The 16,375-nt window shown below is 32.2% G+C and carries 13 protein-coding genes; all 13 read left to right on the top strand.

Annotated elements, in window-relative coordinates:
• Nucleotides 1-39: 39 nt before the first annotated feature.
• The 13 genes from murB (at nucleotide 40) to FDN13_RS12635 (ending at nucleotide 16,318) form a co-directional block, all read left to right on the top strand.
• A complete protein-coding gene (murB, locus tag FDN13_RS12575; protein WP_138980710.1) occupies nucleotides 40-951 on the top strand; it encodes a UDP-N-acetylmuramate dehydrogenase in 912 nt (303 codons plus the stop codon).
• Between the two features lie 393 nt (nucleotides 952-1,344).
• Nucleotides 1,345-2,433, top strand: coding sequence for a histidinol-phosphate transaminase (gene hisC / locus FDN13_RS12580; RefSeq protein WP_138980711.1), 1,089 nt, complete (start codon nucleotides 1,345-1,347; stop codon nucleotides 2,431-2,433).
• Between the two features lie 164 nt (nucleotides 2,434-2,597).
• Nucleotides 2,598-3,329: a PHP domain-containing protein gene (locus tag FDN13_RS12585; protein ID WP_138980712.1), complete on the top strand. Its 732-nt coding sequence runs from the start codon at nucleotides 2,598-2,600 to the stop codon at nucleotides 3,327-3,329.
• A gap of 17 nt (nucleotides 3,330-3,346) precedes the next feature.
• Nucleotides 3,347-4,222 carry an RNase adapter RapZ gene (rapZ, locus tag FDN13_RS12590; RefSeq protein WP_138980713.1) on the top strand — a complete coding sequence of 292 codons (876 nt, stop codon included), beginning with the start codon at nucleotides 3,347-3,349 and terminating at the stop codon, nucleotides 4,220-4,222.
• Nucleotides 4,222-5,544 (top strand): gluconeogenesis factor YvcK family protein, encoded by a 1,323-nt coding sequence (locus FDN13_RS12595; protein WP_138980714.1) that lies wholly within the window; start codon nucleotides 4,222-4,224, stop codon nucleotides 5,542-5,544. The genes rapZ and FDN13_RS12595 overlap by 1 nt, the downstream gene beginning before the upstream one ends.
• Before the next feature lie 17 nt (nucleotides 5,545-5,561).
• A complete protein-coding gene (gene whiA / locus FDN13_RS12600) occupies nucleotides 5,562-6,518 on the top strand; it encodes a DNA-binding protein WhiA (RefSeq protein WP_138980715.1) in 957 nt (318 codons plus the stop codon).
• A gap of 24 nt (nucleotides 6,519-6,542) precedes the next feature.
• Nucleotides 6,543-7,850, top strand: coding sequence for a DRTGG domain-containing protein (locus FDN13_RS12605; protein ID WP_138980716.1), 1,308 nt, complete (start codon nucleotides 6,543-6,545; stop codon nucleotides 7,848-7,850).
• Between the two features lie 12 nt (nucleotides 7,851-7,862).
• On the top strand, nucleotides 7,863-11,360 hold the full coding sequence (locus FDN13_RS12610) for a DNA polymerase III subunit alpha (protein ID WP_138980717.1): 3,498 nt from the start codon (nucleotides 7,863-7,865) through the stop codon (nucleotides 11,358-11,360).
• Between the two features lie 217 nt (nucleotides 11,361-11,577).
• On the top strand, nucleotides 11,578-11,775 hold the full coding sequence (locus FDN13_RS12615) for a glutamate decarboxylase (protein WP_138980718.1): 198 nt from the start codon (nucleotides 11,578-11,580) through the stop codon (nucleotides 11,773-11,775).
• Between the two features lie 56 nt (nucleotides 11,776-11,831).
• Nucleotides 11,832-12,794, top strand: a complete 963-nt coding sequence (pfkA, locus tag FDN13_RS12620) for a 6-phosphofructokinase (protein ID WP_138980719.1) — start codon at nucleotides 11,832-11,834, stop codon at nucleotides 12,792-12,794.
• Nucleotides 12,795-12,805: 11 nt separating this feature from the next.
• On the top strand, nucleotides 12,806-14,557 hold the full coding sequence (gene pyk, locus FDN13_RS12625; RefSeq protein ID WP_138980720.1) for a pyruvate kinase: 1,752 nt from the start codon (nucleotides 12,806-12,808) through the stop codon (nucleotides 14,555-14,557).
• 141 nt (nucleotides 14,558-14,698) lie between these two features.
• A complete protein-coding gene (locus FDN13_RS12630) occupies nucleotides 14,699-15,706 on the top strand; it encodes an aldo/keto reductase (protein WP_138980721.1) in 1,008 nt (335 codons plus the stop codon).
• Nucleotides 15,707-16,099: 393 nt separating this feature from the next.
• Nucleotides 16,100-16,318 (top strand): DUF378 domain-containing protein, encoded by a 219-nt coding sequence (locus tag FDN13_RS12635; protein WP_138980722.1) that lies wholly within the window; start codon nucleotides 16,100-16,102, stop codon nucleotides 16,316-16,318.
• Nucleotides 16,319-16,375 lie beyond the last annotated feature (57 nt).

Consider the following 16,375-nt stretch of genomic DNA (forward strand, 5'->3'; position numbering starts at 1 on the left):
ATACTGTAATTGCTTAATTTTATTATAGGAGATGAATATATGATATTAGATGCAGTAATCTATGAATTAGAAAAAATAATTGATAAAGAGCATATAAGATATAATGAACCTATGAAAAATCATACTTCTTTTAGAGTAGGAGGACCAGCAGATATATTCATATTACCAGAAAAAACATGGCAAGTTATTAGTGCAATAAAGATATTAAAAGAGAATAGTATTCCTTTTTTTGTTATGGGCAATGGGACTAACCTTGTTGTAAAAGATGGTGGATATAAAGGAGCTGTAATTAAACTTACATCTATAAATAATATAAAAGTAGAAGGAAATAAGATTAGAGCACAGGCAGGAGCATTCCTTTCAAATGTTTCTATAGAGGCTCTTAAAAATAGCTTAAAGGGAATGGAGTTTGCCTCAGGAATACCGGGAACTGTTGGGGGTGCTGTTGCTATGAATGCAGGGGCTTATGGCCCTGAAATAAAGGATATTATAGAATCAGCAGTTTTAACTGACTATGATGGTAACCTTTATTGTTTTAACAAGGAGGAACTTCAACTATCCTATAGAAGCAGCATAATTCAAAGAGAAAACTATATTGTGCTTGAAGCTACCTTTGCATTGGAAAAAGGAGATGTTATTGCAATTAAAAATAGGATGGAAGAACTAAATAGACGCCGTGCTGAGAAACAGCCTTTAAATTTTCCAAGTGCAGGGAGTACATTTAAAAGGCCAGAGGGGCATTTTGCAGGAAAGCTTATTGAGGATGCTGGACTTAAAGGCTATTCTATAGGTGGTGCAAAAGTATCAGAAAAACATGCAGGTTTTATAATAAATTACAATAATGCAACTGCAAAGGATGTGCTTGAGCTTATTAAAAAAGTACAGGAAGTTGTTTATGAAAAATTCAATGTTATGTTAGAGCCTGAAATAAAAATAATTGGTGAAGACTAAAAAAATACCAATATGCTATCTTGTATAGCATACTGGTATTTTTTTTATAGAATCTTAAATTGTATTTATTTATATAAAATAAGTAACAACCCATGACTAATGAATAGCCACAACGAATGCATGAAAAAGTTTGGGGGTTGTCAAAGATGACAGTAACAGGAGGGACGGTTACTTATTATATTAAATAAACATAATATTTCATGGATATCCCCCTGATTTTGCTGATATTGTGTATGAAATAAGTAACCGTCCCTTGGCTTGAACTTTTTTCCTTTTTTGTAAATGGACATTTTCACACTAACTGTCCCCTATGAATAAAAGTTTGACGTAAATATTTGGAATATTGTAAAATATAAAAAATATTGTTAAATAATTTAAGGGAGGGGAAATTTAATGAAAGTTAGGGATGCTATTTTGGGATTGAAACTTTACCAGGCTGGGAAGCCTATCGATGAGGTAAAAAGGGAATTAGGGCTTGATGATATTATAAAACTTGCTTCTAATGAAAATCCTTTAGGGTGCTCAACAAAAGTTTGCGATGTTATAAAGGAGTTTGCAGATAAAGTCAACCTCTATCCTGATGCTTCTAATTATGAACTTAAAAAAGCTTTATCGAAATATCTTGGGGTAAATGTTGAAAACATATTTTGTAGTACCGGTTCTGACTCTTTGATTAAGGCTATATGCAACTTGTTTGTAAATGATGGTGATGAGACAATAATGGGAGAAGTTTCTTTTCAAAGGTATGAGGATAGTACTGTGCTTATGGGAGGTAAGATTGTTAAGGTACCGATGAAAAATTATATGCTTGATGTTAAAGGAATGGTTGATGCAATTAATGATAGGACAAGGGTTCTATGGTTTTGTACCCCTAACAATCCTACAGGTTCAATAATTAATAAAGACGAACTTTTTAGTGTGCTTGATTTAATACCTAAGGACGTAATAATAGTAATGGACGAAGCATATTATGAATATGTTACAGATGATAACTACCCACAAACAGTTCCACTTCTTGAAAAATATGATAACATGATAATTTTAAGAACATTTTCAAAGGCTTATGGGCTTGCAGGGTTAAGATGTGGGTATGGTATTGCAAGTGAAGAAATTGCTAAATATATTAATACTATAGTAGGACCCTTTGATACAAATATAATTGCACAGCAAGCGGCAGTTGCTGCTTTATCAGATACAGAATTTTTAAAGAGGGTTATTGATGAGAATAGCAGGGGAAGGGAATATTTATATTGTGAATATAAAAGGTTAGGTCTTGAATATATTGAAAGCCAAGCTAATTTTATTATGGTTAATGTGAAAAGAAACGATAAAGAAGTATTTAATGAACTTTTAAAAAGAGGTATTATAGTAAGGCCTGGATATCTGTTTGGAATGGATGGATGGCTTAGAGTATCAATTGGAACAATGGAGCAGAATAAAAAATATATAAAGGAACTTGAAAATATACTTGTAAATAAATAATTATAAAATAACTAAAAGCCTGTAAATCTGTATGATATTAATAGATTTATGGGCTTTAAATTTAAATTTGTATACGAAATGCTTTTTTACATAGATTATTATTGAAGAGGAGATGGGACTATGATATATTTTGAAATAATGATGAACAAATTGGAGGAACAACTATGAAGATTTTTGCAGACTATCATACTCATACTAAGTATAGCCATGGTAAAGGGACTATAAGGCAAAATGTAGAAGCTGCCATAAAAAAGGGCTTAAAGGAGATAGTAATATCTGACCATGGGCCAGCTCATGTTTTTTATGGAGTAAGAAAAAAGCAGCTTAAAGAGATGAGAGAAAAAATAGATAAACTGCAATCTGAATATCCACAGATTAAAATTATGCTTGGTGTTGAGGCAAATATAATAAGCTGTGATGGGGATATAGATGTTGATGAGGAAGATATTAAATTGCTTGATAAACTTCTTGTAGGGTTTCATAATGGAGCAATGCCAAAAGACTTTAAATCCTTTTATAATCTATCTGTTAAAAATAAACTCTCAAAAATAATACCTTCATTTAAAGGGGAATGTAGGAGATTAAATACTGAGGCTTTAGTTAAAGCAATCAATAAATATGATATATTTTTAATAACACATCCAGGGGCTAAAGTAGATATAGATACAAGGATTTTAGCAAGGGCAGCAGCAAAAAGAGGAACTATACTTGAAATAAATTCAAGCCATGGATATATGACATCAGAATATGTTAAAATAGCTATGGAGGAAGGAGCATATTTTGCAATTGATAGCGATGCTCATAATCCAAAGGATGTGGGAAACTTTGAAAAAGGAATAGAAATAGCAAAAAAAGCTGGGCTTTCAGAGGATAGAATTGTTAACGCTTTAAAATAAAGATTGGAGGAATTTTAATGCGTTTTGTAATAGTTACAGGACTTTCAGGAGCAGGCAAGACACAAGCTATAAGATGTCTTGAGGATTTTCAATATTTTTGTATAGATAACCTCCCGCCGGCTCTGATTCCAAAGCTGTCGGAGTTATGTTATGCTTCGGGGGATAAAATAGATAAAGTAGCAATAGTTGTAGATATAAGAGGAAGAGGCTTTTTTGATGAACTTTTCCAAAGCCTTAAATCAATTGAAAACATGGGATATAAATATGAAATATTATTCCTTGATGCATCGGATAATGTTCTTGTTAAAAGGTATAAAGAATCAAGGAGAAATCATCCTTTAAATAACGATGGAAATATAATAGATGCTATACATGAGGAAAGAGAAAGATTAAAGGAAGTTAAAAAGAAGGCAAATCATATAATAGATACCTCAAATCTTTCAACAAGGCAGCTTCGTGAAGAACTTAGAAAGATATTCATAATAGGTGAAAAGTTTGAGAGCCTTGTAATAACAGTTGAATCCTTTGGGTTTAAGTATGGAATCCCAATAGATGCGGATCTTGTTTTCGATGTTAGGTTTCTTCCAAACCCATACTATATAGATGAACTTAAACACTATTCAGGTAACGATATACCTGTTAGGGACTATGTATTAAAATGGAGTGAAACCGTTGAGTTTATAAAAAAGGTTGATGACTTACTTGAATTTTTAATACCCTATTATATAAAAGAAGGAAAGGCAAGGCTTGTTATTGCTGTTGGCTGCACAGGAGGGCGCCATAGATCTGTAACAATTGCTAACTCTATATATGAAAAGCTAAAGGAAAATGGTCATACAGTTTTAATAACTCATAGAGATTTGTCTAATGATGTTATGGGGGATGTTAGATAATGAATTTATTTGATTGGATTAGGCCAGGACTTAGGATAAAAAGATGGATTTTAATGGGCTTTTTAGGTATAACAATATTTGTTCTTGGAATTTCAAAGCTTCTTTTTAGAGGGCCTTTATTTGATTCATATCTTTTACTTTATATTTATATCGCTTTTCTTGGTGTAATTATGATGTATGCTTCTTTGAAGATGGAACTTAAGAGCATATTTGCACTTATAAATGGAACAAACATAAATACAAAAATAACTAAGCAATCTATATCTGATTTATTATATGAACAAAGGCTTTTAATAAGAGGTCCAAAGATTGTTGCAATAGGTGGGGGTACAGGACTTTCAACTATGCTAAGAGGGCTTAAAGAATATACATCAAATATATGTGCAATAGTTACTGTTGCTGATGATGGAGGAGGATCCGGAGTTTTGAGAGACACATTTGGGATGCTGCCTCCTGGTGATATAAGAAATTGTCTTGTTGCTCTTGCTCATACTGAACCAGTTATGGAAGAACTTATGCAATATAGATTCAAAGAGGGGAATCTTAAAAATCAAAGTTTTGGTAATTTGTTTATTGCTGCTATGAATGGGATATCAGCAAATTTTGAAGAAGCAATAAAGAAAATGAGTGATGTTTTGGCAGTAACTGGCAAAGTATATCCTGTTACCCTTAATGATGTTACCTTGTGTGCAAAACTTTCAAATGACATGATTGTTCAGGGGGAATCCAATATACCTTTAGAATCTATAAAACATAAATCTAAGATAGAAAGAGTATATTTAAAACCTGAAAATCCAAAACCTCTTGAAGATGCACTCTATGCAATTGACAATGCTGATTGTATAGTAATAGGGCCTGGAAGCCTTTATACGAGTATACTCCCAAATCTTGTTATAAAAGAAGTTGCAGAAAGAGTAAAAAAATCCAGTGCGATAAAGATATATGTATCTAATATAATGACTCAGTCGGGTGAAACCGATGGATATAAGTTATCTGATCATATAAAGGCTATAGAGTCCCATTGTGGGAAAGGCATGATAGATTTTGTAATTGCAAATAGCGGTATTATACCTGAAAAATATTTTAAAAAATATAAAGAAGACTCTCAAGATATGGTTGAAATAGATGTAGAAAACATTCCAAAAGATATAGAAGTGCTACAGGATGATTTTATTTATATAAATTCAATGGGCCTTTTAAGACATGATACAAAAAAACTTTCAAAGGCTATAATGAAACTAATACTAAAATATGTTTTTCCTAAAAACAGAAAGAGGATTATAGATTATTATTATCTTTTAGATAGAGTTAGAAATAAATAATAGCAGGAGGTGAAAAAGTGTCTTTTTCTTCTATAGCAAAAAATGAGCTTTGCAGGATAAATGAAGAAAAAAGGTGCTGTCAGATAGCTGAACTTGCTGCAATTACAAGAATTAGCGGAACAGTAAGTATAAAGGGAAGTCAAGGGCTTAGTTTTAAAATACAAACCGAAAATCCTGCAATTGCAAGAAGGATATTTACTCTTCTTAAAAATGCTTTTGGAATTCACACTGAAATACTTGTGAAAAAGAGTAATTCACTTAAAAAAAATAATATATATATACTTGTTATAAATCAAGAAATGGGTTCTAAGGAAATTCTAATAAAGACAGGTATTTTTAAAGAGCATGGAGATGGTATGCTTAGTTTTAGTAATAAAATAGGCAGCAACATAATAAAAAAGAACTGCTGTAAAAGAGCCTATATAAGGGGTGCTTTTCTTGCAGGTGGTTCAATAAGCAATCCAGAGAAAACATACCACATGGAGTTTGTTGTAAACAGTATTGAACAGGCAGAAGAACTTACAAAACTTATAAATTCATTTGGACTTACAGCAAAAATAATTCAAAGGAAAAATAGCTATGTGGTATATTTAAAAGAAGGGGATCAGATAATAGATCTTCTTAATATAATAGGAGCCCATTCGGCACTTTTAAATCTTGAAAATGTAAGAATTTATAAGGAAATGAGAAATAATGTGAATAGGCTTGTAAATTGTGAAACTGCAAATTTAAACAAAACTGTTGATGCCGCAGTAAGGCAGATAGAAGCAATTGAATATATAAAAGAAAAGGTTGGGCTAAAAAAACTGCCTCAAGGTCTTAGAGAAATAGCAGATCTGAGAATAAAATATCCTGATGTATCTTTAAAGGAACTTGGCGAAATGTTAAATCCTCCTCTGGGTAAATCTGGAGTAAACCATAGGCTTAGAAAAATTGAAAAAATTGCAGAGGAGCTTAAGGATAGTGGGTACTAAAAAATAGTTAATAGGGGTGAACAAATGTCAAAACATGAGGACATTATTAAATATATAAAGAATTTAAGAGTTGGTACTAAAATATCTGTACGTTTTATTGCATCAGAGCTCAATGTAAGTGATGGTACAGCTTATAGGGCAATTAAAGATGCAGAGGCTTTAGGGATTGTAACCACTATTCCAAGAGTTGGAACTGTAAGAATTGAAAAGATGGAAAAAAGAAATATTGAGAGTTTGAATTATGCAGAAGTTGTTAATATAGTTGAAGGGACAGTGCTTGGAGGAAAGGACTATTTATATAAAACCCTTAATAAGTTTGTTATAGGTGCTATGACAACTGATATGATGAAGAAATATATAACTCCAGGTAACCTTTTAATAGTTGGAAACAGGGAAGATGCGCAAAGGCTTGCTCTTGAAAATGGCTGTGCAGTTTTAATTACAGGGGGATTTGGTTGCAGTGGAGAGATAAAGGCTCTTGCAGATAAAAATGAGCTTCCTATAATATCCTGTTCCTATGATACTTTTACTACTGCGTCAATGATAAATAAGGCTATATCTGAAAATTTAATTAAAAAGGATATAATCCTTGTAGAAGATATAATGAAAACCGATGTTGTTTACGCTAAAACTTCTTATACTATAGGTTATTTAAAGGAAATGATTAAAATAACAAAACATGCAAGGTTTCCAGTATTAGATAGATATGATAGAGTTGTGGGAGTTATAACTATAAAAGACATAGAGCCAAATGTTCAAGATAATGAGATGGTAATAAATTTTATGACAAGCAACCCTGTTGTCGTTACTCCTAAGACATCAGTGGCCTATGTTGCACATATTATGGTTTGGGAAGGAATAGAGCTCATACCTGTAGTTGAGGATAAGAAGCTTGTTGGTGTTATAAGCCGTGAAGATGTTATTATGGCTCTTCAATATATAAATAAACAGCCTCAAGTTGGAGAAACAATAGAAGACCTTGTTTTAAAGAATTTTACCTATACAAATACTGATAAAGGAATGAAATTTACTGGGAGAATTGTTCCTGAAATGTTAAGTTCAATAGGTACAGCAAGTTGGAGTGTCCTAAGCCTTATCATGTCAACAATTGGTACTTTAGCATTAACTCAAAAAAATCATCTAAATATCATTGTTGATTCCTTTACTGTTTATTATGTTAAGCCTGTTCAGATAGATTCTGTAATTAATGTAAATACTCAAATAATAGAAACTGGTCGTAATATTTCAAAGGTTGAAATTGAAATGACTCTTGATAAAAGCAGGGAACTTGTTGGGAAGGCTCTTTTGAGCGCTAAGGCACTAAAAAAATAGGAGGCATTATTAATGAATGATAAAAATTTGCAGTTAGAAAGCTTTGTTCATCTTCATGTTCATACAGAATACAGCCTTCTTGATGGTTCTGCAAGGATTAAAAAACTTGTGAAAAAGGCAAAGGAACTTAATATGAAATCCCTTGCAATAACTGACCATGGTGTTATGTATGGAGTCGTTGATTTTTATAAGGCTTGTATTGAAGAAGGTATAAAGCCAATAATTGGTTGTGAAATATATTTAGCCCCAAGGAGCCTTTATAAAAAGGAAAACTCTTATGATGCTTCTAATTACCATCTTGTACTTCTTGCAAAGGACAATGAAGGATATAAAAATCTTATGAAAATAGTTTCCTGTGCCTTTATTGATGGATTTTATTATAAACCAAGGGTAGATTATGAGCTATTAAAAAAGTATTCAAAGGGTTTGATAGCTTTAAGTGCATGCCTTGGAGGAGAAATTCAATCGCTTCTTTTAGAGGGGAAGTATAACGAGGCTAAGGATAAGGTTATAATGTACAAAGACATATTTGAAGAAGACTGCTTTTATCTTGAGCTTCAAAATCATGGCATAAAAGAGCAGGAAAAGGTTAATGAAGATTTAATAAAGCTTTCAAAGGAAACAGGAGTAGGTCTTGTTGCTACAAATGATGTCCATTATATAAATAGAGAAGATGCATCAGCACATGAGATACTTTTATGTATACAAACAACAAAGACTATAGATGATTCTGACAGAATGAAATTTCCAACGGATGAGTTTTATTTAAAATCACCTAAAGAGATGATAGAACTTTTTGGTTTTGTTCCTGAAGCTATAGAAAATACTATAAAAATTTCCCAGAAGTGCAATGTTAAAATGGAGTTTAATAAAACTAAACTCCCAGAGTTTGATACTCCTGATGGTGTAAGTTCAAGAGAATATTTAAGAAAGCTTTGTTTTGATGGATTATATAAAAGATATAAAGATCCTTCTAAAGAGGTAATCGAAAGACTTGAATATGAGCTTTCGGTAATAGAACAGATGGGATATGTAGATTATTTCCTTATTGTTTGGGATTTTATAAGATTTGCAAAGGAAAAAGGTATAATGACAGGTCCTGGAAGAGGAAGTGCTGCAGGCTCTATAGTTGCTTATACCCTTGGAATAACTAAAATTGATCCTATAAAGTACAATCTTTTGTTTGAAAGGTTTTTAAATCCTGAAAGAATAAGCATGCCGGATATTGATTCAGATTTTTGCTATGAGAGAAGACAAGAAGTTATAGATTATGTTGTAGAAAAATATGGGAAAGACAGGGTAGCACAGATAATAACCTTCGGAACTATGGCTGCAAGGGCAGTTATTAGAGATGTTGGAAGAGCCCTTAATTATTCTTATGCAGAAGTTGATGCAATAGCTAAAATGATACCCTTTGAACTTAATATGACAATAGATAGAGCCATTGAAATAAATCCTGAGCTAAAAAAGATATATGAAGAAGATGAGAGAATTAAGCATCTTATAGATATATCAAAGTCCCTTGAAGGGTTACCAAGGCATTCATCAACACATGCAGCGGGAGTTGTAATATCATCAGCTCCAATTGTTGAATATGTGCCATTATCAAAGAATGAAGATATAATTGTAACGCAATTTCCAATGTCTACTTTAGAAGAATTAGGTCTATTAAAGATGGACTTTTTAGGATTAAGGACTCTAACTGTTATTAGGGATGCAGTAAACTTAATTAAAAAAGATAAAGGAATTAATATTGATCTTGATTATATAGACTACGAAGATCAGCAGGTTTATGAAATGATATCACAAGGCAGTACTGAAGGGATATTTCAGCTTGAATCTACAGGAATGACAAACTTTATGAAAGAACTCAAGCCTTCAAGCCTTGAGGACATAATTGCAGGTATATCCCTATACAGGCCTGGTCCTATGGATCAAATTCCGACTTATATAAAAAATAAAAATAACCCTGAAGAGATAACATATCTTGATTATAAATTAAAGCCTATTCTTGATGTTACTTATGGATGTATGGTATATCAAGAGCAGGTTATGCAAATAGTCAGGGACATTGCTGGATATTCTATGGGGAGATCTGACCTTGTAAGAAGAGCCATGGCCAAGAAAAAGCATTCGGTAATGGAGCAAGAGAGAAAAAATTTCATATATGGACTTTTAGATGAAAATAACAATGTTATAGTACCAGGTGCTATTAGAAATGGAATTAGTGAAGAGGTTGCAAATAAGCTATTTGATCTTATGATGGATTTTGCAAGTTATGCATTTAATAAGTCCCATGCTGCAGCTTATGCTGTTGTTGCATACCAAACTGCATATCTTAAAAGGTATTATCCTATTGAATTTATGACTGCCCTTTTAACAAGCGTTATGGGTAGTAATGAAAAGATTGCATTTTATATATATGCCTGCAAAAAGATGGGGATTGAAGTTTTGCCTCCTGATATAAATGAAAGTAATGTTAACTTTTCGGTAGCAGGGAATAAAATTAGATTTGGACTTGCTGCAATAAAAAACGTTGGAAAAGGTGCTATAAATTCCATCATATCTGCAAGAGAGGAAAAGGGGCCATTTAAAAGCTTTACAGATTTTTGTGCAAGGGTTAATCTTTCTGAAGTAAATAAAAGAACTATAGAAAGCCTTATAAAAGCAGGTGCTTTTGATTCTTTTAATCTTAAAAGATCACAGCTTTTAAATGTTTATGAAAGAGTAATAGATTCAGTTATAAATGATAAGAAAAAAAACATTGAAGGACAAATTTCATTATTTGCAATGGATTCTATAAAAGAAGTTGCTAAAATGGATGATTTTCCTGATATAAAAGAGTTTGATAAAAAGTATCTTCTTGCAATGGAAAAGGATATGCTTGGTCTTTATATAAGTGGACATCCCCTTGAAGATTATTCTGATGAGATTGAGTTATTAACTAACATAAGGATATCTGATATTGTAACAATAGAAAATGAAGAAGGAATAATAAGCCAGTCAAAAATTGAAGATGGGCAAAAAGTTATTCTTGCAGGTATAATATCTGAAGTTAATATAAAATCAACAAAAAAGAATGATATAATGGCATTTATAAAAGTTGAGGATATGATTGCAGCAGTTGAGGTATTAGTCTTTCCTAAAATATATCAAAAATGTAGTAAAATACTTCTTGAAGATAATATGGTAATAGTTAAGGGAAGGGTTAGCATAAAGGAAGATGAGCAGCCTAAAATTATAGCTGAGGAAATTGAACCTTTAAAAAAGAAAATGGATAATGATATAAAAAGGGTGTATATTCGCCTTAATGATTTATTATGGAAGAAACAGATTGAAGAGTTAAAGCCTCTGTTAATTAAATACAAAGGTTTAAATCCTGTTTATATAGTATTAAAAGATTCAAAACAGATGTTTATGGCTTCAAGGTCAATGTGGGTTGAAATCTCTGATAGGCTTTTGGAAGATTTAAATAAAGCAATAGGGAAAGATAATGTAAAGATAAAATAAAGAGCCGATATATTGCATAAGGGACTTATTTTATATAAGTTATATGCAGTATGTCAGCTCTTTTTTCAAAATGAATATAAAATTTACTTATAAAATTATATTGTTTATAATTTATAATAAGTAATATTAAGTTTAAGTAAATAAGGAATTTATTGTTGATTTTTAGTATAAAATAAAATAAAATTAAGAATGAGAATGAATTAGGAGGCCAGTCACGATGTGGACTGTTGTTTACGTTGCGCAGAGTAAGCATGAAATGGAAAAAATTGAAAAGAAATTATCTGACCAAGGCGTACTTGTAAAAGTAAAAAAAATAGGGAAAAATAATGATGATAAAAATGGTCTTTATGAAATTTTAGTTCCACAGGCAGAAGTTGATGATGCTTATACTATTCTAACGACTATAACTTTTTAGTATTTTTGTAAACAATGCGGGACTAATAATGTCCCTATGGACAAGGAGGAGTATAAATGAAAACAATTGGGGTTTTAACAAGTGGTGGAGATGCACCAGGAATGAACGCTGCAATTAGAGCAGTAGTAAGGTCAGGAATAAATAAAGGTATTAAAGTAATGGGAATACAAAGAGGCTATAGCGGACTTTTAAATGGGGAAATATTTGAATTAAATCGTTCATCAGTTGCAGATATAATTCAAAGAGGTGGAACAATTCTAAGGACCGCAAGATGTGAAGAATTTAAAACGCCTGAGGGGAGAAAGAAAGCATATAATGTTTTAAAGGTATTTGGAATAGAGGGACTTATAGTAATCGGAGGAGATGGTTCCTTTACTGGTGCTCAAAAGCTTTCAGATGAATTTGATGTTAAAACTATAGGTCTTCCAGGAACTATTGATAATGACTTAGCTTATACTGATTATACAATTGGATTTGATACGGCACTTAATACTGTATTAGATGCTATAAACAAATTAAGAGATACTTCAACATCCCATGAAAGAGTCAGTATAGTAGAAGTTATGGGAAGAAGATGTGGTGATATTGCTCTTTATACAGGTCTTGCAGGTGGAGCAGAAAGTATTATTATCCCAGAAAAAGAATATAACTTTGAAGAATTATGCAAAACTATAATTGAAGGAAAGCATAGAGGAAAAGTTCATAACCTTATTGTTCTTGCAGAAGGTGTTGGAGGAGCTGAAGAATTGGCAAAGAAAATAGAAGAGGTTACAGGGCTTGAAACAAGAGCTACAGTTCTTGGCCATATTCAAAGGGGAGGAAGCCCAACTGCTTTTGATAGAATACTTGCTTCAAGGCTAGGAGCAAGAGCTGTTGAACTATTAGTGGAAGGAAAATCTAAGAGGGTTGTTGGTATAAGGGATAACAAAATTATAGATTTAGATATAACTGAAGCATTAAGCATGAAGAAGGAAACAGATAATGATCTTTATAACTTAGCAAAAATATTATCATTTTAAGGAGTGAAACAATGAGAAGAACTAAAATAATTTGTACTATTGGTCCTGCTTCAGAGAGCGAAAATATGATAAGAAAGCTCATTGAGAATGGAATGAACGCTGCAAGACTTAATTTTTCCCATGGTTCTTATGAAGAGCATGGAAAAAGGATTGAGCTTATTAAAAAATTAAGAAAAGAACTTAATAAGCCTATTGCAATAATACTTGACAATAAAGGGCCAGAGCTTAGGACAGGTAATTTTAAAGTTGATAGTGTAGAGCTTGTTGAAGGGCAAAAATATATATTAACTACAAGGCAAGTTTTAGGCGATGAAAATATATGTTCAGTTAGCTATGATAAGCTTCATGAGGATTTAAAAGTTGGAGATAGAGTATTAATAAATGATGGGCTTGTTGGACTTGAAGTTGAAAAAATTGAAGGCCAGGATATTCACTGCAAAGTATTGAATACTGGAGTTATAAGTAGCCATAAAAATATGAATGTTCCTGGGGTTAAAATTAATCTTCCGGCCTTAACGGAAAAAGATATAGAAGATATAAAATTTGGTATAAAGCAAGGAGTAGACATAATTGCAGCTTCCTTTATTAGAAAGGCAGCTGATGTTATAGCTATTAGGAAAGTTCTTGAAAATAATGGCGGAGAAGGAATTCTAATAGTTTCAAAGATAGAAAACCAAGAAGGAGTTGACAACATAGACGATATTATAAAGTTCTCTGATGCTATAATGGTTGCAAGAGGAGACTTAGGTGTTGCAATTCCAACAGAAGATGTTCCAGTTGTTCAAAAGATGATTATAGAGAAGTGTAATATAGCAGGAAAGCCAGTAATTACAGCAACACAAATGCTTGATTCTATGATTAGAAATCCAAGGCCTACAAGAGCTGAAGCAAGTGACGTTGCAAATGCAATATTCGATGGTACTGATGCAATAATGCTTAGTGGAGAAACTGCTAATGGAAAGTATCCAATTGAAGCAGTATCAACCATGGCAAGAATAGCTGAAAAGGCAGAATCAGCATTAAATTATGATTCAATGTTAAGAAAAAGAAGAAAATACCATGCACAGTCTGTTCCAGATGCAATAAGCCTTGCAACAGTAACTACAGCTATGGAACTTAATGCTTCTGCTATAATAACAGCAACTCAGTCTGGTTATACAGCAAGGATGGTTTCCAAATACAGACCACAGTGTAAAGTTATTGCTGCAACGCCATTTGAAAATGTAGCAAGAAAGCTTGCTATTGTGTGGGGAGTTTATCCTATTATTACTGAAAAAATGGAGTCAGCTGATGATGTAATGGATAAGTCAGTAAATGAAGCATTAGATCAAGGATATGTTAAAAAAGGAGATCTTGTAGTTCTTGCAGCAGGAGTACCAGTTGGATTTGCAGGTACTACAAATCTTATGAAAGTTCATGTTGTTGGAGATGTATTAGTAAAAGGACGTGGAGTCGGAGCATCGACCTACGGTTATGCGTACATTGCAAAAAGTGTAAAAGATGTAAATAATAATTTTAACGATGGTAGCATATTAGTTGTAAAAGAATTAAGTAAAGAATATATAGATGTAATAGGAAGAATTGGTGGAATAATTGCCGAAGAAGGTGGGCTTACCTCCCATACCGCTGTTGAATGTATAAGTATGGGTATTCCTGTTATAGTAGGGGCTCATGGAGCTACTGAAGTAATAAAGACAGGTATATTAATTACTATGGATACCGAAAACGGAATAGTTTACAGCGGCAAGGCAAATGTGATATAATATAAATTAAACTTAGGGAAAGAAACAAGTAAGATTTTCCTTTGTTAGCTAGTTATAACAACATAAATAAAGTTTACCTCCTTAAGCCCTTTTGGGCTCTTTTTTTTATAAATTAGTATAAAAATAAAAGGGGGATATATTATGAAGTATAATTATCTTGGGATAACAGGACTTTGTGTTTCTGAAATTGGATTTGGAGGTATACCAATTCAAAGAATAACTAAAGATGAAGCAGCAAAAGTAATACAAAGGGCACAGGAATTAGGTATAAACTTTATTGATACAGCAAGAGGATATACGGTAAGTGAAGAGTATATTGGATATGCTTTAAAAGGAAGAAGAGATAAATGGATAATTGCTTCTAAATCAATGGTTAGAGATAAAAGCCTTATGGATAAAGAGATTGATATAAGCCTTAAGAATTTAAATACCGACTATATTGAACTTTATCAAATACATAATGTAAAAGATATAGCTACTTATGATAAGGTGATTTCGAAAGATGGGGCTTATGAAGCTTTATATAAAGCTAAAATTAAAGGGAAAATAGGACATATAGGTATTACTGTACATAGTGCTGATATACTTAAAAAGGTAGTTGAAAGTAGATTGTTTGAAACGATTATGTTTCCATACAATATAGTTGAAACACAGGGGGAAGATATTTTTAAAAGAGCAAAAGAATTAAATATTGGAGTTATTGCTATGAAGCCCTTAGCTGGTGGAACAATAAGAGATGCTTACCTTGCAATAAAGTTTATCCTGCAAAATAAGAATGTAGCAACTGTAATACCAGGTATGGCAAGCATAAATGAAGTTGAAGAAAATGTATTAGCTGCAGAAAAAGGTAATTTATCTCAAAGTGAAATTGAGATGTGCAAAAAAATATCAAAGGAGATTGGCCAAAATTTTTGCCGTAGATGTGGATACTGTGCTCCGTGCCCACAGGGAATAGATATTTCATTTTGTTTTCTTTTGAAGTTGTATTATGATAATTATAATCTTAAAGATTGGGCTACTGAAAGGTATAAAGATTTAAAGGCCCATGCAGAAGATTGCAAAGAATGTGGAATATGTGAAGAGAAGTGTCCTTATAACCTTCCAATAAGAGAAAAACTTAAAGAGGTTAAGACAGTATTTGGATTTTAACTAATCATCTACAGAATTCGCCCTTTCGTAAAGTTGGGTGAAGAATGTTGCTTGACTAATAAAAACAAAAAATAAAATGAAAACTAAGCTAAAGTTAGCTATTAAAATGGTAATCTTGGGACGGAACAGACCTTAGAGCGTGGATACTCTGCTCCAATAGGAGCATTACACGAAGCCCCAATTCTATAAGTGGGAGGAGCTCATTGTATAAAAACATGAATATATGTTAATAATAAAAAAAGCCGTTGGATTTTAGCGGTAACTGATTCTACTATTGCACACCACAGGTGTGCTTTTTTTAATAAAAATAAATATGTATAAATTTTATAAAAATGGTACATATTAATCAATGAAATAAATTAATATATTATTTTTAAAAAGGAGGAAGATTAAGTGAGGATTGATACATTAGATTGGTTCGCAATTGTTTTGACTGTAATAGGAGCTTTAAATTGGGGACTAATCGGGCTTTTTAATTTTGATTTAGTTGCGTTTTTATTTGGTCCTATGTCTACTGTTAGCAGAATTGTTTATACTTTAGTTGGTATAGCCGGGCTATATCTTATTTATACATCAAGTAAATTTTCTACAGCTTCTCTTGAAAGAGATTAAAGGTTTTTTGGCGGTCTAATTCATTTTTATGATTTAGATCGCCTTTAATTTTTTTAT

The sequence above is a fragment of the Caloramator sp. E03 genome (genome assembly GCF_006016075.1).
Lineage (GTDB): Bacteria > Bacillota > Clostridia > Clostridiales > Caloramatoraceae > Caloramator_B.